Origin of the sequence: Novosphingobium rosa NBRC 15208, assembly GCF_001598555.1 — a bacterium.
Lineage (GTDB): Bacteria > Pseudomonadota > Alphaproteobacteria > Sphingomonadales > Sphingomonadaceae > Novosphingobium > Novosphingobium rosa.
Genome location: NZ_BCZE01000001.1, coordinates 337,523 through 357,524 on the forward strand (window position 1 = coordinate 337,523; position 20,002 = coordinate 357,524).

Genomic DNA, 20,002 nt, shown 5'->3' on the forward strand with positions numbered 1-20,002 from the left:
GATGACCACACGCCGCACACTTCTCAGGGGCGCGACCGCCACCGTGCTGGGCACTGCGACGGCAGGCGCCAAGGTGCTGGCCGCGCCCCTTGCCGATCCCTCGCTGGAACCGCTGATGGAGCGGCAACTGGCGCGCGCGCTGGGCGATGAAGGCGTCGCCGGCAAGCTGGCGCCCCTGCTGTATGACGCGACCATGCTGTGGTCCTATCCGCAGATGCCCGCACAAGAGGCGGACTCGCTGATCGCCTACAGCTTCGGCAACCGCCTCGCCCCCGGCGCCGATGGGCGAAGTCTGGAGCCCACGGCATCGCTGCCCGGCCCGATCAACGCCAGCCTTGCCGAGGCCGTGTCCCGGATACGCGCGATCCGCGATATTCCCGTCTATGCGCAATGGGAAATCGCGCAAATCCTGGAGCAGAACTATCACATCGATCGGGTCACCCCGCTCTACCCGGAGCGGGGCGCGGATGGAGCGATCACCTATCTCAGCACCGAGGGCGTGGCCAAGGCCGCGCTGCGCCATGCGGGCAGCGCCAGCGCCCTTGGCCGCGTGGCGATTGTCGGCCACCGCGACCATGTGAAACGCTGCATTCTGACCTCGCAGCAGGCCGGTCTGACGGCGGCGGCGATCAGCGGCATAGCGCTGCCTGTCGCGTATGATCCACAGTCAGGCCAGCCCTGGACGCGCGATAGAACGACCTATCTGCTTGGCGACATCATGGCGCAATTGATGATCGAACGATCAAAGCTGCTGCGATAATGCTCATTTCGGAACATCGATCCGCCTCGCTCCCGCAGTAGCCAGAGGTGAGGCTGAAACTGCCCCTGCCACGCAGGAATGCGGCACGCAAATCGGTTGAGCCTGCCTTCCGCCGAGGCTTTACGCCCGGCCGATCTGGCTATAGCTTCACGCTGTCAGCGACAATCGGGAGAGTGTCGATGGGCGATTTTATTGTGCATGGCATACCGGGCAGCCCTTTCATGCGAAGCGTGCTTGCCACGCTCATCGAGAAGGGCGCATCATGGCAGCTCGCCTCACTGGGCCCGGGCGAAACCAGGCAGGATGCCCATCTCGCCCGCCATCCCTTCGGGCGCGTGCCTGTTCTCGAGCATGACATGTTCCAGCTTTACGAAACACAGGCGATCCTGCGCTATCTCGACCGTGTGCTGCCCGAACCGGCGCTGACGCCCGCCTCGCCCCGCGCAGCCGCGCGGATGGATCAGCTGATGAACATCTGCGACTGGTATCTGTTTCAGGGCGCGGTCAGCGTGATCGGCTTTCATCGTATCGTCGGCCCGATGTTGCTGGGGCTCGAACCCGATGAAAAGGCCATCGCCACCGCGATGCCCAAGGCGCGCAAAGTCTTCGGCGTGATTGCCGACCTGCTGGGAAGCAACCCCTATATGGCGGGCGACGAGCTGTCGCTGGCCGACCTGCATCTGGCCCCTCATTTCGATTTCGTGGCCTTCACCCCGGAATGGGCTGCGCTGAGCGAAGGACATCCCGATCTTATGGCCTGGATGGAACGCATGCGCGCGCGCCCAGGCTTGCAACACACCACGATGCAGGCATTGAGGGCTGCTCCGGCCTGACGTTCCGATCACAGGCGGCCATGCATCCATAGGCTTCGGCCGCGCGTATCTTGCGGCATGAAGGAGACCCTGCATGCACAAGCGCCTCATCAGCCCTCTGGCAACGGCCCTGACCTTTCTGGGTTGCGATGCGGTGTGGCTCGGCACCATGGGCAGCCGCCTGTACCGGCCCCGTCTCAGCGCCCTGATCCGTGACGATTTCGCCTTGGCGCCGGCGATCGCCTTCTATGCGATCTACATTGCAGGCATCATGGTGTTTGCCGTGGCGCCCGCACGGGCCACCGGCCAGTGGCACACGGCAGCGATCCGAGGGGCCTTTCTGGGTCTGGTGGCTTACGGCACCTATGATCTGACCAATCAGGCGACCTTGCGGGATTGGCCCATGGTCATCACGCTCGCCGATCTGTGCTGGGGCATGGCCCTGACCAGTCTTGCCGCGACGGTCGGTTTTATCGTTTGCCGGCGCGCGGGCGGACTGGGGTCCATACGATAAACAGGCTCAACACCCGCCGCGCTCCGCCAGAGATAGGGCGGAAAGGTCGGCTGGCTGCCCGCCACCGGCAACACGATGCGGTTGCAGCCCGCCGTGACGGGATCGGGATGCACGGCGCAGGCTTTGACCCGCGCGGCCAACGTCATGGCGCCGGGCGCAGCAGATAATGGCTGACGCCCCATTCATTGCCTCCGCTATGACCGAACAACCCCGCCGTCGCGAGGTAGAACAGGCGCCAGCGCCGCGCCCACAACCCGGCCAGCTCGCCATAGACATCGCGCAGCACGGCATCGACCTCCGCGCGATGGGCGTCGAAGTTGTCCAGCCACAGATCGGCGGTGCGCTGATAATGCGTGCCGCTCCACCGCCATTCCTGCTCCACCGCGAACAGGTCCGGAAACTGGGCGATCAGGCCATGGCTGGGCATGATTCCGCCGGTGAAGAAATGCCGGGCGATCCAGTCCGTCGGGTCGCTGGCGTCGAACCGATACGGCGCATGATTATGGCTGAAGACATGCAGAAACAGCCGCCCCTCCGCGTTCAGCCAGTCGCGCGCCCGCGCCAGCAAGGCCTGCCAGTTGGCCATATGCTCGAACATCTCGACCGAGACGATGCGGTCGAACAGGCCTTCAGGCTGAAAGCTGTTCATATCGGCGGTGATGACGGTCAGATTGACCAGGCCCTGCCTGGCCGCCTCCTGCTCGATATAACGGCGCTGCGGCGCGGAGTTGGACACGGCCACGATCCGGCTGCCGGGCAGGCGCGCGGCCATGAACAGGCTGAGCGATCCCCAGCCGCAGCCCAGTTCCAGTATGCTCTGCCCATCGACGAGCCGGGCATGGGCCAGCGTGGCCTCCAACGCCTGCACCTCCGCCTCGGCCAGGCTCTCCTGCCCGGTGGGGAAGAGGCAGCAACTGTATTTCCGGCGCGGCCCCAGCGTCAGTTCGAAGAAGCGCGGGGGCAGTTCGTAATGCTGCTCATTGGCAAGGTCGGTATGCTCGGCGACCGGATAATCCACCATGTCGCGGGCGAAGGCGATCTCATCCTGCGCGACCTTGCCCAGACTGCGCCGCCTGATGCCCACCAGCATATCGATCCCGGCGCGCGTCAGCGGATCGGGCAAAGGGGCGGTTTCGGCGGCGCGGATCGCCATGGCGAGCAGGTTCATGGGAGCTCCTTCGATGCACGGGGAATGGGCCAGAAAGCAGGCACGCGGCGCTGCACCGCGCGAAAGGCCTCCCCCCGTGAGCGCAGCATATGCGCCTCAAGCGGGGGAATGCCGGAGACATGGACCAGCAGCCAATACATGAACACGGGCCCCGACCAGGCGATCCAGCCGGGCAAGGCGCCAGCCGATGGCCCCATGGCGATCACCGCATAGGCGACCCAACCCAGCCATTCGAAGAGGTAGTTCGGATGGCGCGACAGGCCCCACAGGCCCGTGTCGCACACAAGGCGGGCATTGGCGGGATGGGCGCGAAAAGCCTTCAGCTGAGCGTCGGCCAGCCCTTCGCCGATCACCGCCGCGATCAGCAGCCCGGCGCCGGCATAATCGCTCCACGCCAGATCACCCAGCCGATAAGCGGGAGCAGGCGCCCGCGCCGCCATCATCACGCAGATGGCCAGCAGCCAGCCGGCCGCCGCCTGAATTTGCAGAAACCCCAGCAGCCGCACGGAGAAGCTGCCGCCCCACGCCTCACGCAAGGCGACATAGCGCGGATCGTCCCCGCCATGGGCCGAACGCAGCGCGATATGCCCGCCCAGCCGCAGCGACCACAAGGCGACCATTCCGGCCACCAGCCTCTGCCGCAGATCCGGCGCATGCCCCACCGGCGCCAGCGCCGCCGCCACGGACGCCACCCCCACCGCGAAAGACCAGATCGCATCGATCCAGCCCGATCGCCCCGGCCTGCGCGCGATCAGCCAAGCCCCGCCCATGGCGGCAGACAGGCCCGGAGCGCAGCATGCGGCGAGAAGGATCAGCGTCATGGCCCCAGATACGCAGCGCCGCCCCATCCGGATGCATGAGAAAAAAGTCAGGCATCCAAATCCGCATCCCCTCCGTACCTTTCCCCGAACAGCGGATGACCTCATCCGCCGGGACAGGAGGCGCCATCCCCATGCATGCGGGCAGAACCCTCGATATCGCCGTGGTGGGCAGCGGCATTTCCGGCCTGTCGGCGGCATGGCTGCTGAGCCAGCGCCACCGCGTCACCCTCTTCGAAAGCGACAGCCGCATCGGTGGCCACAGCCATACGGTGATGGCGCAAGGCATGCCGGTGGACACCGGCTTCATCGTCTACAATGAGGCGACCTATCCCAATCTGACCGCGCTCTTCGCCCATCTTGGCGTGCCCACCCGCGCGACGAACATGAGCTTCGCCGTCTCGCTGGACGATGGGCGGCTGGAATATGGCGGCAGCGATCTGGGCGGGCTGTTCGCCCAGAAGCGCAATCTGGCGAGCCCGCGTTTCTGGGCGATGCTGCGCGATCTGGAGCGCTTCTATCGCCGCGCCCCGCGCGATCTGCCGGGCCTGGGCACGATGGCGCTGGGCGATTATCTGGATGGCCTGGGCTGCGGCACGGCCTTTCGCGACGATCACCTCTACCCCATGGCCGCCGCGATCTGGTCGATCCCGGTGCGCGATATTCCCGATTATCCCGCCGCCGCCTTTATCCGCTTCTGCGACAATCACGGCCTGCTCAATCTGGGCTCCCGCCCCATCTGGCGCACGGTGGAGAACGGCAGCCGCGCCTACATCGAGCGCCTGACCCGCAGCTTCGTCAATCAGATCGTCACCGGCGCCCCGGTGCGCAGCATCCGCCGCCTGCCCGGCGCCGTGCAGATCGACACCGGCCATGCCAGCCAGCGCTTCGACCATGTGGTGATCGCCACCCATGCCGATCAGGCGCTGGCCATGCTGGCGGATGCCGACGCGCAGGAACGCACCGTGCTGGGCGCCTTCGCCTACCGCCGCAACGAGGCCGTGCTGCATGCCGACCCGCGCGTGATGCCCCGCCGCAAGCGCGTGTGGTCAAGCTGGAACTATGCCGCACGGACTGCGGAGGATGGCCGCGATCTCTCGGTGACCTACTGGATGAACCGGCTGCAGCATCTGCCTGCCGAGCATCCGCTGTTCGTCACGCTCAACCCCATTGTCGAGCCCGACCCGGCGCTGGTGCATCGCAGCGACATCTATCACCACCCGATCTTCGATGCCGCCGCAGGCGCGGCGCAAACCCGCCTCTGGTCGCTTCAGGGCACGCGCAACACATGGTTCGCAGGCGCCTATTTCGGAGCGGGCTTCCATGAGGATGGCCTGCAGGCGGGCCTCGCCGTCGCCGAGGAACTGGGCGGCCTGCGTCGCCCCTGGCTGGTCGGGAATGAGTCGGGCCGCATCCGGATCACGCGCGAAAGGCAGCCGGCATGATCAGCGCGCTTTACATCGGGCAGGTGACGCACCGGCGGTTGAGGCCCCGCGCGCATCATCTGCGCTATCGCATCTTTTCGCTGCTGCTCGATCTGGACGAGATCGATGCCGTGGCCGCCCGGCTGCGCCTGTTCTCCCGCAACCGCTTCAACCTCTTCTCCGTGCGTGACCGCGATTACGGCGCGGGCACCGATGAACCCCTGCGCCGCCAGATCGAGCGCCACCTCCATGCCGCCGGGATCGCCGCCGATGGCGGGGCGATACGCCTGCTGACGATGCCGCGCATTCTGGGTTTCGCCTTCAACCCGCTCAATGTCTATTTCTGCCACGCGCGCGAGGGGGCGTTGCGCGCCATCCTCTATGAGGTGAACAACACCTTCGGCCAGCGCCATGGCTATCTGATCCCGGTTGCGCCGGGGGCCGGCGGCACCATCGATCAGGATTGCGCCAAGGCTTTCCATGTCTCGCCCTTTCTGGGGCTGGAGATGCATTACACCTTCCGCGTCTCACCGCCCGAGGAGCGCCTCTCCATCGCCATCACCGCCAGCGATGACGCAGCCCCGGTGCTGACGGCGCTTCACACCGCGCAACGGCGCACGCTGAGCGATCGCGCCTTGTTCGAAGTGTTCCTGAGCCATCCGCTGCTCACCATCAAGGTCGTGGGCGGCATCCTGTGGGAAGCGGCCCGCCTCTGGGCCAAGGGGGTGCCGGTCCATCCGCTGCCGCCCGCCCCCGCAGAGCCCGTCACCATCCCGCCCATCCCCATCCAGCACAGCGAGGCCGCATGTATCTGAACCACGAGGCACAGATCGATCTTGCCGCTCCGCCCCCGCCCGCCTCATCGCCGCCCGCCGCAGCGCCCTGGCTGATCCGGCGGGCCTTGCGGCATCTGGACTGCGGGCGGCTGACCATCGTCCTGCCCTCCGGCGTCAGGATCGAGCATCAAGGCGCCCGGCGCGGGCCCCATGGCGTGCTGGAACTGCGCGCGATGCGCGCCTTCCGCCGCCTGTTGCTGCGCGGCGATGTGGGCTTTGCCGAGGGCTATATGGAGGGCGACTGGACCAGCCCCGACCTGCCGCAACTGATCGCCCTGGCCGCGCGGAATGTCGCGCGGCTCGATGCCACGCTGGAGGGGTTCTGGCCGGTGCGGATCTGGCGCTGCCTTGGCCATCTGTTCAACCGCAATTCGGCGCGGGGCAGCCGGCGCAACATCGCCTTCCACTACGATCTGGGCAATGATTTCTACCGTCTGTGGCTCGATGACAGCATGACCTATTCCTCGGCCATCGCCCTGCCCGGAGGCGTATCGCTGGAGCAGGCGCAGCAGGCCAAGCTGGCGCATATCGCCGCGCTGCTGGCGCCGGAGCCCGAGAGCGATGTGCTGGAGATTGGCTGCGGCTGGGGGGCGCTGGCCATGCATCTGGCGCGGGGGTGCCGCAGCGTGACGGGCCTGACCCTGTCGAGCGAGCAACTGGCCCACGCTAGCAGCAAGGTGGCCGCCCATGGGCTGGCGGACAAGATCGACCTGCGTCTGCAAGATTACCGCGCCATCGACCAGCGCTATGACCGGATCGTCTCGATCGAGATGCTGGAGGCGGTGGGCGAGGCCTATTGGCCAGCCTATTTCGACCGGCTGCGCGCCTGTCTTGCGCCGGGCGGGCGGATCGTGCTGCAGGCCATCACCATCCGCGAGGACCGTTTCGCCTCCTACAAGCGCAATCCCGATTTCATCCAGCGCTACATCTTCCCCGGCGGCATGCTGCCCACCCCCGCCATCCTGCAGGAACAGGCCCGCCACGCCGGTCTGGCGATCACCCGCAGCGAAACCTTCCGCGATGGCTATGCCGACACGCTGGCGGAATGGCGCCGCCGCTTCAAGGCGGCATGGCCGCGCATTCAGGCGCAGAGTTTCGAGCCGCGCTTCGGCCTGCTGTGGGATTATTACCTCGCCTATTGCGAGGCGGGCTTCCGCACCGGCACCATCGATGTCGGCCTCTATGTGCTGGAGGCGAAGCCATGATCGGGCGGCGCGGGATGCTGGTCGGGGGCGCCGCTCTGCTGCTGTCGCCGCAGGCCTTGCGGGCGGCGCTGCCCATCCCGCCGGGCAATCGGCTGGGCTTCGACATTCTGCGCAGGGGATCGAAGCTGGGCACCCATATGCTGAACTTCGAACCGTCAGGCGATGGGCTGACGGTGCGCGTGGCGGTCGAGCTGGCCTTTCGCATCGCCGGGATCACGCTCTACCGCTATCGCCACAGCGCGGTGGAGCGCTGGCAGGGCGACCGGGTGGTGGCGCTCGACACCCGGACCGACGACAATGGCGCGCGTCATGAGGTCACCGCCCGCAGGGACAATGACGCGCTGTGGGTGCAGGGCAGCAAGGGGCCGCGCTATGCCGCGCCCGCCGACGCCCTGCCCGCCAGCCACTGGAACCAGCGCGAGCTGGATGGCCCATGGATCAACACGCAGGACGGGGCTCTGCTGCGTCCTCAGGTTGCCGCGCGCGGCGATGAGACGATCCCGGCGGCAGGGGGCAGCTCCATCCGGGCCCGCCGCTTTGCGCTCACCGGCCCGGTGCAGCTCGACATGTTCTATGACGAGCGGCATCAATGGGCGGGCCTGTCCTTCATCAAAGGCGGCGCGCCCGTCCGCTATGAGCGGCAGGGTTAGGTCGCCTCCGCCATCTTGCCGGTCAGGATGACCGGCCCAGTGGGAAGGCCGGTGGGCGAACCGCCGATGGGCTCCACCGAAACCGCGATGGTGACCCCCGCCGACAGCGCCGACACCGCCGCGCTCGGCACCTTGCCCCAGCCGGGCGCGGAGACCTTCATCACACCCATAGAGCGCGGCTTGCCATCCGCCGGGATCACCCAGAGTTCGGGCGCATGCTCGCCAAGCGACAACCCGCTGGCCGCCGATGTCATGCGGCCCGTGGCAGGGTCATAGCTGACGGTGACCAGACCGGTCTTGCCGGTCAGCACCGCCACCATGGGCGCGGCAGGCGCCTGCGCCACGGGAACCCGCACGATGACCTGCGCCGGTTTCTGCATCGCCACCACGCCCAGCACCAGAGCGGCGGCGCTGGCCACCGCCGCGCCTGCCTGCCACCAGCGCAGGGGCGATATCCGCGCCACATCATTGGCGGGCAGCCGAGCCTCGATAGCGGTCCACACCGAGGGGCGCGGGGCCTCGCCCGGATCGTGGAACATCGCCGCCGCATAATCCTGCCAGCGGGCATGGGCGCGGGCGAAATCCTCATCCCGCGTCAGGCGGGCCCGCGCCGCGTCGCGCTCGGCCCCGTCGATCAGGCCGAAGGCGAGTTCGGCGGCGAGGAGTTCGTCATCCTCCGGCAGGGGCGTGGTCATGACAGGCACTCCCGCAGCCTGAGGAGAGCCCGGCGGATCCGGCTCTTGATCGTGCCCAACGGTAGGCTGGCGCGCGCCGCCAGATCGGCATAGGTCGAACCGTCGAAGAAGGCGGTGCGGATCAGCCCGGCATCGCCGCCACCCAACGTGCCCAGACAATGGGCAAGACGCGCCTCATCCTGGCTCATCTCGATCCGGCTTGGGGCATCGGGCTCGGGGTCGGCCACCTCATCGGCCAGCTCCATCGGCGCGCTGGCGATCTTGCCCTTGGCGCGCAGCCGGTCGATCGCACGGTTGCGCGCCAGGGTGATGAGCCACGTCATCGCGCTGCCCCGCGAGGCATCGAACGTGTTGGCGCGCTGCCAGACCGAGAGATAGGCTTCCTGCAAGGCTTCTTCCGCTTCCTGCCTGATGGGCAAGATACGCAGGCACACGCCAAATAGCTTCACGCTGGTGCGCCGATAGACTTCCTCAAAGGCCAGCCGATCGCCATCGCGGACTTTCTGGAGCATCAGGGCAAGGGATTCTGTGTCAGAAATCATGGGTCTGAGGCATCCACATCCATGTTGCCCGCGTCACTGGCATGCGCGGCAGATGACCGCCACCTTCGGTCAGGTCTGGGTTTCACGCCACCGTTGAAACAGGCTGCTTTCGGCGAGGCGCTGAATGGCAAGATGGTCCAGACGGCTGTATTCGGTTTCTATCTCAAACTGGTGCTGCAGATCGGAACTCTGACTGATCACGAAAAGTATCGCAACACCCAGATTCCAGTCCGTGTCCTCCGCGTGTGCGAGCCGGTTGCGAGATAGGAACTCGCCCTGCCAGCGAAGCTGGGCGGGCATGCCGAACACCATATTTTTCATATGGTTGCTCCCAATTGCGACCGCGCCCTCGAAAAAAGGCGGGTCTTCTCCCTGCACGAAACATCACTTTGGGCGGAATGCGCCGAACGGCGCATGCCCCGCCTCACGCATGACCATTCCGACCATCGAAGCGGCGTGCGATGCATAACATGATCGCAAGCCATCAAGCCGAAGCGGGCAGGGTGATGAATGCCGCTTGTCACCGCAGGCGCGCCCGAGCCGGTTCAAGCCGTTCCGGCTGGTTCGCCTGTTTCGCGCAGTCTCGCCGGCATATCGGTCAGCTCGTCGATGGCGGCGCAACCATGGTGCAGAGCATGCCCCGCCCCGGCCTGCTCCTGGTGCATATGGATGGTGACGAGACGTCCCATGTCTTCATCAATCATCTGCTCGCTCATAAACCTCTTCCTCAAAAGGTCGAAATATCAGCCTTCGCCATGATCCGAAGGTCCGGTTTGCTCTATGATCGACTTGGCCATCTGAATCCCGGCAAGCAAGAGTCAGCCTCAACTAGGGATAATTCCGGATTTTTCGTCAGGTTCCAAAAGGCTCAAAATTTTTCCCGGGGGTAAGCGATTGTCGGTGACCGGGTGGTGCGGCTCGTAGCAGGAAAGCGCCGTCACCAGCGGAATATGGGTAACCACGATCAGCGGCTGACCCGGCTTCAAACCGCCCAGTTCGGCTTTAAGCCAGTCGAGCTGCGCGGCGTCGACCCGGCCCTCGTAATTGCGGTCAGGTGTGATGCCGATCGAATCCAGCACAAGGAAACGCACGCCCTTGTGATCGAAGCTGTAATAGGTCGGCCCGAAGCGTTCGATGAAGAAGCGCTTGCCGTAATGCGGGGCGTCCAGCGCCACGCGAACCGGAAACGGCGGCCCCCAAAACGGCGCCCCCGCCACCCGCGCCGCGTCGCTCAAGCAAGGGGCCCGACAGTTGGGAGGGCCGCGTTCTGGCCCGGCTGAACGCCCATCGCCGCTCTCCGCGTGAAGCCCAATTTCGCCGCTTGCAGGATGTGCCATGGGTCCGCTTCGTGATGGACCGGCAAGGCAGGGTGCTCTCAGCCCGGCTGGAACGCTCCCCGGGCTTCGCGGATCTGGACCGCGAGGCGGAGCAACTGCCCAGGCGCGCCCGGCCCCTGCCCAAACCGCCTGAGGACCGGCCGGGAGAGACGCTGGAACTCGTCTTTCCGGTGCAATTTTTCCTGCAATGAGGCGGCGATAGGCCTGCAGGCCCGGACTGCTGCGTCGGGAAACAAAGGACGATTTTCGTCGAGAAGGCAACGACTTTGAGATTAAATTCAGTGCTTAGGTAAAAATATCCAGAGGGTTGAATTCAGAATTAGGTAATACCTGCAAAGTAGGGGAAGCGTTGAAAGCGGTCCTCTCATTGTTGCACCGCCGACACGAATTTTTTATATTGGGGGCATCGATACAATGAAGACATGTCAAACGCGCGGTCCGCGCGCCAGATGGCGTGTGTCCGCTCTCTTCGCGGCTGCATGTCTTTCGGCATCCCCGGCCCTCGCCCAGACGGCGCCTCCGGCCAGCCGCGTGGCCCCTGAAAGTCTGGCGCCCTTGAAGCAGGATGAAACGGGCGCCATCGCCCTGCCCGAACGCGCCACGGCCGATGCGCCGCCGGGCGCGGATCGCCTGAACGTGACCTTGCATCAGGTGCTCGTGGAAGGCGGTCGCCCGGATTTCGCCGAAATCACCGGGCAGCTGACCGCCGAACTGGCCGGACATAAGGTGAAAGTGTCCGATATTTACGCCGCCGCCGGCCGGATCGAGGCAGCCTATGCCCGCGCCGGCTACGTTCTCACCCGGGTGACCTTGCCGCCGCAGCGCATTGTCGATGGCGGGGATGTGCGGTTCCTGATCGTCGACGGCTATATTGAGGATGTCGATGTCGGCGGCGTTCCGGCCCGCGTGCGCACGGCAGTCCGCAAGCGGGTGGCCGGGCTGGTCGGAGCCAGGGGCCTGACTTTGGCGCAGATCGAGCGGCGCGTGCTGCTCGCGGGCGACGTGCCGGGGGTGCAACTGCGCACCACCCTGATCCGCGGCAGCGCGGTGGGCGCCACCCGCCTGATCCTTGAAGCCAAATATCGCCCGGTCTCGGCCTCGCTGAGCCTCGAAAACGATCTTGGCTATGCCTATGAAAATCAGGCGCTCTCCGTTCAGGTCGCGCTCAATTCGGTGCTGGGGCTGGGCGAACAGCTCTATGTTCAGGCAACGACCGGCCCGGATATCGGCACGCTTTTCCGGGGCGATCCCCGTCGCCGCGTGCTGGGCGCGGGCGCCATCTTCGCGCTGGGCGACAATGGGCTGACCTTCAACCCCGAATATACGGTGGTCGACACCAATCCGCGCGTGCCGCAGGGCGGCGTTCAGGTCACCGGCCATTTCGAGCGCCTGTCCTTCCGGGCGGCCTATCCCCTGATCCGCACGCGGCGGGAAAGGCTGGGCCTGTCGGCCAGCTTCGATCTGCTTGCCGAGACCGAGGAAGCCAGGGCTTTCGGCCTCACGCTCAACCATGACCGGCTGCGCATGGCCAACATTGGCCTCAACTGGTCGCGATCGCTGGCCGCCAGCACGGTGATCGCCACCGATGCGCAGTTCACGCAAGGCATCGCCGGACTGGGCGCACGCAAGCTGAGCGATGTCATCGCCACCAACGTCCCCTTCACGCGGCAGGGGGCCAAGCCTGATTTCAGCAAGCTGGGCGGCCACTGGCGCAGCGACACGCAATTGGGCGAGGGTTTCAGCCTGACCACCATCGCGCGCGGGCAGGCCTCGCTTTCAGGCGTGCTGCCCGCCCCGGCCCAGTTCTCGCTGGACGGCAGCGATGCGCTCTCCAGCTTCTCGCAAGGCTCGGTCAACGCCGACAGCGGCGTGACGGGCCGCGCCGAGTTGGCGCGGGCCATGCCTTATGGGCGGCAGAACCGCAGCCTGATCACCCCCTATGCCTTTGGCGCGGTGGGCTATGGCCATGTCAGCAACCCGACGGCGCTGGAGGCGGAGAACATCAACACATGGGCCTTTGGCGGCGGCCTGCGGGCGCTGGTGGCGGCCTATGACACCGGCCTGACCGGCTTCACCATGATCGAAGTCAGCCATGGCCACAGCACGACGCTGCCGCAGAACCCCACGCGGGTCTCGTTCAGCTTCACGGTTCGTTATTAAGGGGGCGGCAGATGCAACATTTCAAACAGCTCACACTCGCCGCAAGCACCAGCGCGCTGGCCCTGCTGACCGCCATGACGGCCAGCCCGGCATGGGCGCAGGCGCCGCTTCCTGTTGGCGGCGCGGTCGCTTCAGGGCAGGCGCAGATCGGCGCGCCCAGCGGTGGCAACCTGTCGATCAACCAGTCCAGTGCCCAGGCCATCATCAACTGGCAGAGCTTCGATGTCGCCGCCGGGCATGGCGTGACCTTCAACCAGCCTGACGCGGGCAGCGCCACGCTCAACCGCGTGACGGGCAACACCGCCTCGACCATCGCGGGCCAGATCAGCGCCAATGGCAGCGTCTATCTCATCAACCCCAATGGCATCCAGATCACCAAATCGGGCGTGGTCAATGTCGGGCGCGGCTTCGTCGCCTCCACACTGGACATTGCGGACGCCGATTTTCTGGCGGGCAAGGGCGCCTTTGGCGGCACGGGCGGCGCCATCGGCAATGCCGGCACGATCACCACCAAGACCGGCGGCTATGTCGGCCTGCTGGGCGGCAGCGTCAGCAACACGGGCCTGATCCTGGCCCCCGCCGGGCAGGTGGTGATCGGCGCGGGCACCACCGCCACGCTCGACCTCAATGGCGACAGCTTCCTGCAGGTGGCCCTGCCCACCGACGCCGCATTGACCGCCAATGGCGCGGCAGCGGCGCTGACGGGCGCTCAGGCGCGCGATGCGGTGCGCAACATCGTCAACCTGCCGGGCAGCATCAATGCCCGCAATGTCTCGGGCGAGAGCGGCAATGTGCTGTTGAGCGGCACGATCAATGTCGACAGCGCCAGCGGCGATGCGGGCCACATCATGGTGCTGGGCCATGCGGTGACCGCCAATGGCACGCTGACCGCTCGCGCCCTGGGAGCGACTGGCAAGGGTGGTTTGGTCGAGACCTCCGGCAACACCGTCGATTTCACCGGCATCCATGTCGACACCAGCGCGGCACATGGCAGCACGGGCACATGGCTGATCGACCCTGCCGATGTTACAATTGATGCAACGACCGCCAGCGACATCTCCAACAATCTGGCCAACAACAATGTTTTTCTGCAAACAGCAGCGAATTCTGTAAGCGGCGGCGGAGTCTCGAGCGCTCCCCCTATCTCAGTTGGCCCCGGCGACATCTACGTCAACAGCGCGATCACCTGGAGTTCGAACAACAGCCTGACGCTCAGCGCCTTTCACAGCATCATCTTCAACGCACCTGTCACCGCTTCCGGCAATGGCGGGTTGAACCTGACCACCAACAACAACGCTGACGGCACCAGCAGCGGCGGCATGCTGACCTTCAACAGCGGCGGCCGGGTCCAACTGCTGGGCAGCAATGCCTCGCTGTCGATCAACAGCACCACCTATACGCTGATCCACAGCGTGGCCGATCTGCTCAACATCAACACCAATCTGGCGGGCAATTACGCCCTGGCCCAGCCCATCGACATGGGCGGCACCACCTACACGCAAAGCCCCATCGCGCCCTGGATCAACGGGCCGGATGTCTTCTCCGGCAATTTCAACGGGCTGAACAACACGATCAAAAATCTGACGATCGTTGTCTCCAACCCCGCCGAAACCAGCATCGGCCTGTTTGGCGCCATCGGCACGCAGATGGGCTACAACACCGCCGGAACAGTCTCCAATCTTGGGCTCTATGGCGGCAGCGTCATCAACAACCAGGTCAGCAACGTCTTTCTTGGGACGCTGGCGGGGGCCAATTCCGGAACGATCTCCAACGTCTGGTCTTCCGCCAGCGTGTCCAGCAACCAGTTCGGTGCCGAAATCGGCGGGCTGGTCGGCTACAATTGGGGAACGATCACCAATTCCTACGCCAGCGGTTCAGTCACCGGAACCGGACTGCTGTCATGGACAGGCGGTCTGGTGGGCTACAATGACGGCTATTCCGCGTCCTATGGCCGCACAGCCACGGATCAGCCCGGGATCATCACCAACTCCTATGCCACCGGCGCGGTGCATGGCGGGTCTGGCACGGGCGGAACCGCCAATGGCGGCGGATCGGGCAGCGACACCGGCGGTCTGGTCGGCGGCAATTATGGCATGATTGCCAATGTCTATTCCAGCGGCACGGTCACCGCCACGCCCGGCACCTACATCGATGGCCTTGTCGGTGAGAACGATACCCGCAGCAATGGCGGCATCGCCTCCGTCACCAACGGCTATTGGGATTCGACGACCACCCATATCGGCACGGTGAGCACCGGCGCCGGAACGCCGCTGACCACAGCCCAGCTGCAGAACGGCAGCCTTCCCAGCGGCCTGTCCTCGGCCTTTTGGCAGGCCGGCAGCGGGGCCTATCCGGTGCTGCTGCAATCGGCGATCCCGCTGATCACGCTCACCTATTCGGTGAGCAACACCGCAGGCACCTATGGCACGCTGGCCAGTCTGGGGCTGGCCACCCTGTCGGGCACTCCGGCCAATGTCAGCGGTGTGGTCAGCCTCTACAGCACCAACAGCAACGGCGTGCTTTCGGGTCTGATCAATCTTTCGGCCACGCTGGCGGCGGGCACCTATTATCAGGGCGTTTCGGCGCTTGCCGGTTCGGCCGCGGGCAATTACGCCATCGCCGGCGCGGGCAACCTCATCGGCACGCTCACGATCAGCCCGCTGGCCGTACTGCTGGCGGGCACGCAGGTCTACAACGCTTCGCGCACGGTCAATGGCAGCTCCCTGAGCGTCGCCAATCTGATTCAGGGCGACACTGTGACGGTCGGCGGCAGCGCCATCAATGGCGTGGCCAGCCCCAATGTCGGCACGAACCAGAGCCTCTCCTCGCTCTCCGGGCTGACGCTCAGCAACGCCAATTACACGCTGGCGGGCGGTTCGGGCGTGCTGACGATCACCCCCGCATCGCTGACCGTCACCGGCGCCAAAACCTATGATGGCACGAACAGCTTCGCCTCCGGCTCGCTGACGGCGTCGGGTGGCGTCGGGGGAGAGGTGGTCACCATCGTCTCGGGCACGGGTTCGGCAGGCTCGCAGAATGTCGGCACGACGATGGGCGGCCTCAACGGTCTGGGCATTGCGGTCAGCGGCGGTCAGGGGCTGGCGTCCAACTACGCCCTCCCCGGCAGCGGCCTCCTCACCATCACCCCGGCCAGCCTCACCATCACGCCGCTGGCCCAAAGCGTCACCTATGGCGCGGCTTCCACGCTGAACAACGCGCAGAATGTCGGCTATAGCCAGAGCGGACTGGTCAATGGCGATGCGATCACCGGCCTGACCCTTGCCACCACAGGCACTGGCGCCGCCAGTGGCACCACCGGATCGACGGGGGTGGGCAGCTATGCGATCAACGCCTCGAACGCCACCGGCAACGGCCTTGGCAATTACACGATCAGCTATGGCCCGGCTGCCTTGCTGACGGTCAACCCGGCGCTTCTTACCTATTCGGTTGCCAATGCCCAATCGACCTTCGGCACCCAGGCCACGCCCGGCGGGATCACGCTCAATGGCGTAACGGCTGGGGATCTGGCCAATGTCAGCGGCACGCTGGGCATCTTCGGCGGCGGCACCCCGGTGACGCTGAGCACGATCACCCCGGCAGGCACCTACAGCCAGCTGGTGACCGGGCTGACCGGCAGCGCGGCAGGCAACTACATCCTCGCCACCAGCGGGAACGCGCCGGGCACGCTGACCGTCAACAAGCTGGCGCTGACCGGCACGATTGCCGCGGGCGCTTCGACCTATGGCGATCTGCTGACGGCAGGCAATGTCACCTTCACCAATCTGGTTGCAGGTGCAGGGCAGGTGACAGGCACGGTCTCCATTGCGACCAGCGGCAACACCAGCACCAGCGGACATCTGAAGGCAGGTGCCTACAGCGGCATTCAAAGCCTTGTCTCGATCAGCGGGGCGGATGCCGCCAATTACAGCTTTGCGGGGATGACGGGCGACTACACCGTCAGCCAGCTGGCGCTGACAGGCTCGATTGCGTCCGGCGTCTCGACCTATGGTTCGGCGCTGACGCCCGGCGCGGTCAGCTTCGGCAATCTGGTGGCCGGTGACGCTGTGGCGGCGGGAGCCGTGACCATCGCGACCAGCGGCAACACCAGCAGCAGTGGCCATCTGAAAGCCGGCAGCTACAGCGGCATCCAGAGCATGTCCTCGGTCAGTGGCGCGGATGCGGGCAACTACAGCTTTGCGGGGCTGACCGGTGATTACACCGTCAACCAGCTGGCGCTGAGCGGCTCGATTGCGCCCGGCGCCTCGACCTATGGTTCGGCGCTGACGCCCGGCGCGGTCAGCTTCGGCAATGCGATTGCCGGGGATCAGCTGACCCCGGGGGCTGTGACGCTGGCAACCACTGGCAACACCAGCAGCAGCGGCCACCTGAAAGCCGGGAGCTACAGCGGCATCCAGAGCATGTCCTCGATCGGCGGAGCGGATGCGGGCAACTACAGCTTTGCGGGGCTGACCGGCGATTACACCGTCAACCAGCTGGCGCTGAACGGCTCGATTGCGCCCGGCGTCTCGACCTATGGTTCGGCGCTGACGCCGGGTGCGGCCAGCTTCAACAATGTGCTGGCAGGCGACGTGGTCGCGCCGGGCGGGGTCACCGTCGCAACAACCGGCAACCTCAGCGGCAGCGGTCATCTCAAGGCGGGCAGCTACACCGGCATCGAGAGCGTTTCGACCATCGGCGGAGCAGATGCGGCCAATTACAGCTTTGCCGGTTTGACAGGCGATTACACCGTCAACCAGCTGACCCTGACCGGCACGCTGGCGAACGCTTCGTCGACGTATGGCGCGGCCCTGACTCCGGGCACGGTCAGCTTCGCCAATCTGGTGGCGGGCGATGCGGTGACCCCGGGCGCGGTGACCATCACCACCACGGGCAATCTGAGCGGCAGCGGGCATCTGAACGCCGGGAGCTACGCCGGCATCCAGAGCGTCTCGACCATGGGCGGCGCGGATGCGGGCAATTACAACTTCGCAGGATTGTCAGGCAATTACACGGTCAGTCGTGCCGCGCTCAACATCTCGGCCAACAGCGGGCAGTCCATGGTCTATGGCGCGAGCATGCCGGTGTTGCTCTACACGCAAACCGGCCTCGTCAGTGGAGACAGCCTTAGCGGAGCGCTGGCGACCGGCGCCGTTCAGGGTTCCAATGTCGGCAGCTATGCTATCGGGCAAGGCAGTCTTACCGCGGGCAGCAACTATACCGTGACCTACACCGGGGCGAATTTTGCCGTGACGCCCGCGACGCTGACCTATGTCGCCGATCCGGCCACGCGCTTCGCCAACACCGCCAATCCGGTCTTTTCGGGCAGCGTGACGGGCTTCCTGCTGAAGGATACGCTGGCCAGCGCCACGACCGGCACGCTGAGCTTCACCAGCAGCGCCACGCCGCAATCGGCGCCCGGGCTCTACGGCATCGCGGGGTCCGGCCTGAGCGCGGGCAATTATGTGTTCGTGCAGGCGCCCGCCAATGCCGTCGCGCTGACGGTCAATCCGGCCACGAGCGATGCGGCATCGCGCACGGTCAGCCAGAACACGGTCGCCAGCAATGCCCAAAGCAGCGTCAATGATGTGCGGGCAGCTTCGTCGAGCAATGATGTCGATCCGGCCGAGATTATCAATCAGACGGGCTCATCCGATCTGACCGGAACGGGCGCGCCGCCCAAGGGGCTTTGTGTGTCCTATGGCCCGGGCAAGCCGAAGGTCTGCATATCGCACTGACATTGCGGATAGCGGCCCCGCCTTCTGGTGGGGCCGCTATCTCTTCATCGCCAGAGGATCAACGGCTCAGCCCTTTGCAACAAGCAATCGGCTGTCAGATCAGGGGCAAATATTGGGAAGCGGCTCTTCCACCTCATGCGGCAGCACCAGATTGAGCACCACCGCGATCACCGCCGCAGGAATAACGCCCGAGGTCAACAGAATCCGCATGGTCTCCGGCAGATGCGAGAGGGCGGCAGGCTCCAGCTGCAGGCCAAGGCTGAGCGACAGCGCCACGCCGAAGATCAGCATGTTGCGCTGATTCCACGCCACAGCCGACAGCATCGACAGCGCGCTTGACGCCACCATGCCGAACATCACGATCACCCCGCCGCCCAGCACCTCGATGGGGATCGTGGTGATCATCGCGCCGATCTTGGGCAGCAGGCCGCAGACCACCAGAATGACCGCGCCCAGCGTCACCACATGGCGGCTCATCATGCCGGTCATGGCGATCAGGCCGACATTCTGGCTAAAGGTGGTGTTGGGCATCGCGCCGAAAATGGCGGACAGGGCCGTCCCCACACCATCGGCGGCGACCGAACCTTCGAGTTCACGATCCGTGGCGCGGCGTCCGGCGGCATTCTCGCAGATCACCTCGACATCGCCGATGGTCTCGATCGAGGACACAAAGCCCGTCAGGCAGAAACCCACGATGGCCGAGGCGGAAAGCTCGAAGCCGAAATGGAAGGGCATGGGCACCATCACCAGCCCGGCCTGCGCCACCGGCGCGAAATCCACCCGCCCCATCGCCATCGCCAACACATAGCCCGCCGCCAGCCCCAGCAGCACCGAGGCGGTGGACCAGATGCCGCGCGCGAAGAATTTCAGCGCCAGCGTCACCACCACCACCGTGCCCGCCAGAAGCCAGCTTTCGCCCGCTCCAAACGCCGGCGTGCCGATGGCCGTGACCCCGCCCGCCGAATATTGCACCCCCACCCGCATCAGCGAGAGGCCGATCATCAACACCACCAGACCCGTCACCAGCGGCGGCAGGGCAAAGCGGATGCGCCCGACAAAGCGGCTCAGCCCGGCATGCAGCAGGCCGCCGCACAGGGCCGCCGTGGTCAGCGCGGCCATGCCTGAAGGGCCCTTGCCCGCCACGATGGGCACCATCACCGAGATGTAGGCAAAGCTGGTGCCCTGAACCAGCGGCAGCCGCGCGCCGACAGGCCCCAGCCCGATCGTCTGCAGCAGCGTGGCGATGCCGGCGAACAGCATCGACATCTGGATCATATAGATCATCTGCGACGTATCGGGCGAGCCGAAGCCGAAACCCGCCGCCCCCGCCACGATGATCGGCGGGG

General features: G+C 65.8%; 17 protein-coding genes and 1 pseudogene. 10 read left to right on the forward strand and 8 right to left on the reverse strand.

From position 1 onward, the window contains the following. Position 1: 1 nt before the first annotated feature. From SR3_RS01350 to SR3_RS01360, 3 genes are all read left to right on the forward strand, one after another. Positions 2-760, forward strand: coding sequence for a hypothetical protein (locus SR3_RS01350; RefSeq protein WP_068079830.1), 759 nt, complete (start codon positions 2-4; stop codon positions 758-760). Between the two features lie 179 nt (positions 761-939). Then, positions 940-1,593, forward strand: coding sequence for a glutathione S-transferase family protein (locus SR3_RS01355; protein ID WP_281198694.1), 654 nt, complete (start codon positions 940-942; stop codon positions 1,591-1,593). Between the two features lie 73 nt (positions 1,594-1,666). Next, entirely contained in the window at positions 1,667-2,086 is a 420-nt protein-coding gene (locus SR3_RS01360) for a DUF2177 family protein (RefSeq protein WP_068079832.1), read from the forward strand. Between the two features lie 142 nt (positions 2,087-2,228). Here SR3_RS01360 and SR3_RS01365 read toward each other — a convergent pair whose 3' ends face one another. Together SR3_RS01365 and SR3_RS01370 are read right to left on the reverse strand one after the other, a co-directional pair. After that, complete coding sequence (locus SR3_RS01365) at positions 2,229-3,254, reverse strand: SAM-dependent methyltransferase (protein WP_068079835.1); 1,026 nt, start codon at positions 3,252-3,254, stop codon at positions 2,229-2,231. Then, on the reverse strand, positions 3,251-4,075 hold the full coding sequence (locus SR3_RS01370) for a DUF1295 domain-containing protein (RefSeq protein WP_068079837.1): 825 nt from the start codon (positions 4,073-4,075) through the stop codon (positions 3,251-3,253). The genes SR3_RS01365 and SR3_RS01370 overlap by 4 nt, the downstream gene beginning before the upstream one ends. Positions 4,076-4,206: 131 nt before the next feature. On the opposite strand from SR3_RS01370, the gene SR3_RS01375 reads away from it, so the two are divergent. The 4 genes from SR3_RS01375 to SR3_RS01390 are packed head-to-tail and all read left to right on the forward strand — an operon-like array spanning position 4,207 to position 8,187. Then, entirely contained in the window at positions 4,207-5,517 is a 1,311-nt protein-coding gene (locus tag SR3_RS01375; protein ID WP_218018740.1) for an NAD(P)/FAD-dependent oxidoreductase, read from the forward strand. Continuing rightward, positions 5,514-6,311: a DUF1365 domain-containing protein gene (locus SR3_RS01380; RefSeq protein ID WP_068079841.1), complete on the forward strand. Its 798-nt coding sequence runs from the start codon at positions 5,514-5,516 to the stop codon at positions 6,309-6,311. The genes SR3_RS01375 and SR3_RS01380 overlap by 4 nt, the downstream gene beginning before the upstream one ends. After that, the gene (locus tag SR3_RS01385) at positions 6,302-7,537 is read left to right on the forward strand and encodes an SAM-dependent methyltransferase (protein ID WP_084454805.1); all 1,236 of its coding nucleotides are present in this window, start codon (positions 6,302-6,304) and stop codon (positions 7,535-7,537) included. Before SR3_RS01380 ends, SR3_RS01385 begins: the two co-directional genes overlap by 10 nt. Beyond that, a complete protein-coding gene (locus SR3_RS01390) occupies positions 7,534-8,187 on the forward strand; it encodes a DUF6134 family protein (protein ID WP_068079843.1) in 654 nt (217 codons plus the stop codon). The genes SR3_RS01385 and SR3_RS01390 overlap by 4 nt, the downstream gene beginning before the upstream one ends. On the opposite strand, the gene SR3_RS01395 is transcribed toward SR3_RS01390, so the two are convergent. The 5 genes from SR3_RS01395 to SR3_RS32070 all read right to left on the reverse strand — a co-directional run bounded on the left by SR3_RS01395 (position 8,184) and on the right by SR3_RS32070 (position 10,659). Continuing rightward, on the reverse strand, positions 8,184-8,882 hold the full coding sequence (locus SR3_RS01395; RefSeq protein ID WP_068079846.1) for an anti-sigma factor: 699 nt from the start codon (positions 8,880-8,882) through the stop codon (positions 8,184-8,186). The two genes, SR3_RS01390 and SR3_RS01395, sit on opposite strands and share 4 nt — an antisense overlap. Next, on the reverse strand, positions 8,879-9,424 hold the full coding sequence (locus SR3_RS01400) for a sigma-70 family RNA polymerase sigma factor (RefSeq protein WP_068079848.1): 546 nt from the start codon (positions 9,422-9,424) through the stop codon (positions 8,879-8,881). Before SR3_RS01400 ends, SR3_RS01395 begins: the two co-directional genes overlap by 4 nt. A gap of 69 nt (positions 9,425-9,493) precedes the next feature. Then, positions 9,494-9,745, reverse strand: a complete 252-nt coding sequence (locus tag SR3_RS01405) for a hypothetical protein (RefSeq protein WP_157098562.1) — start codon at positions 9,743-9,745, stop codon at positions 9,494-9,496. A gap of 224 nt (positions 9,746-9,969) precedes the next feature. Next, complete coding sequence (locus SR3_RS31050) at positions 9,970-10,140, reverse strand: hypothetical protein (protein ID WP_157098563.1); 171 nt, start codon at positions 10,138-10,140, stop codon at positions 9,970-9,972. 108 nt (positions 10,141-10,248) lie between these two features. Further along, positions 10,249-10,659 carry a metallophosphoesterase family protein gene (locus tag SR3_RS32070; RefSeq protein WP_068079852.1) on the reverse strand — a complete coding sequence of 137 codons (411 nt, stop codon included), beginning with the start codon at positions 10,657-10,659 and terminating at the stop codon, positions 10,249-10,251. Between the two features lie 23 nt (positions 10,660-10,682). Here SR3_RS32070 and SR3_RS01415 point away from each other — a divergent pair. The 3 genes and pseudogenes from SR3_RS01415 to SR3_RS01425 all read left to right on the forward strand — a co-directional run. Then, positions 10,683-10,952, forward strand: a pseudogene (locus SR3_RS01415) (energy transducer TonB); the annotation flags it as partial. Between the two features lie 265 nt (positions 10,953-11,217). After that, positions 11,218-12,921 (forward strand): ShlB/FhaC/HecB family hemolysin secretion/activation protein, encoded by a 1,704-nt coding sequence (locus SR3_RS01420; protein ID WP_169805536.1) that lies wholly within the window; start codon positions 11,218-11,220, stop codon positions 12,919-12,921. A gap of 11 nt (positions 12,922-12,932) precedes the next feature. Continuing rightward, positions 12,933-18,656, forward strand: coding sequence for an MBG domain-containing protein (locus SR3_RS01425; RefSeq protein WP_068079856.1), 5,724 nt, complete (start codon positions 12,933-12,935; stop codon positions 18,654-18,656). Between the two features lie 99 nt (positions 18,657-18,755). Here SR3_RS01425 and SR3_RS01430 read toward each other — a convergent pair. Continuing rightward, positions 18,756-20,002 (reverse strand): nucleobase:cation symporter-2 family protein (locus SR3_RS01430; protein WP_068079857.1); only part of this gene is annotated, 1,247 nt, incomplete at its 5' end.

What these genes read in the sequence shown, in the direction of transcription:
- SR3_RS01350 (WP_068079830.1), top strand. Translation starts at nt 2, where the DNA reads ATGACCACACGCCGCACACTTCTCAGGGGCGCGACCGCCACCGTGCTG.
- SR3_RS01355 (WP_281198694.1), top strand. Translation starts at nt 940, where the DNA reads ATGGGCGATTTTATTGTGCATGGCATACCGGGCAGCCCTTTCATGCGA.
- SR3_RS01360 (WP_068079832.1), top strand. Translation starts at nt 1,667, where the DNA reads ATGCACAAGCGCCTCATCAGCCCTCTGGCAACGGCCCTGACCTTTCTG.
- SR3_RS01365 (WP_068079835.1), bottom strand. Translation starts at nt 3,254, where the DNA reads ATGAACCTGCTCGCCATGGCGATCCGCGCCGCCGAAACCGCCCCTTTG.
- SR3_RS01370 (WP_068079837.1), bottom strand. Translation starts at nt 4,075, where the DNA reads ATGACGCTGATCCTTCTCGCCGCATGCTGCGCTCCGGGCCTGTCTGCC.
- SR3_RS01375 (WP_218018740.1), top strand. Translation starts at nt 4,207, where the DNA reads ATGCATGCGGGCAGAACCCTCGATATCGCCGTGGTGGGCAGCGGCATT.
- SR3_RS01380 (WP_068079841.1), top strand. Translation starts at nt 5,514, where the DNA reads ATGATCAGCGCGCTTTACATCGGGCAGGTGACGCACCGGCGGTTGAGG.
- SR3_RS01385 (WP_084454805.1), top strand. Translation starts at nt 6,302, where the DNA reads ATGTATCTGAACCACGAGGCACAGATCGATCTTGCCGCTCCGCCCCCG.
- SR3_RS01390 (WP_068079843.1), top strand. Translation starts at nt 7,534, where the DNA reads ATGATCGGGCGGCGCGGGATGCTGGTCGGGGGCGCCGCTCTGCTGCTG.
- SR3_RS01395 (WP_068079846.1), bottom strand. Translation starts at nt 8,882, where the DNA reads ATGACCACGCCCCTGCCGGAGGATGACGAACTCCTCGCCGCCGAACTC.
- SR3_RS01400 (WP_068079848.1), bottom strand. Translation starts at nt 9,424, where the DNA reads ATGATTTCTGACACAGAATCCCTTGCCCTGATGCTCCAGAAAGTCCGC.
- SR3_RS01405 (WP_157098562.1), bottom strand. Translation starts at nt 9,745, where the DNA reads ATGAAAAATATGGTGTTCGGCATGCCCGCCCAGCTTCGCTGGCAGGGC.
- SR3_RS31050 (WP_157098563.1), bottom strand. Translation starts at nt 10,140, where the DNA reads ATGAGCGAGCAGATGATTGATGAAGACATGGGACGTCTCGTCACCATC.
- SR3_RS01425 (WP_068079856.1), top strand. Translation starts at nt 12,933, where the DNA reads ATGCAACATTTCAAACAGCTCACACTCGCCGCAAGCACCAGCGCGCTG.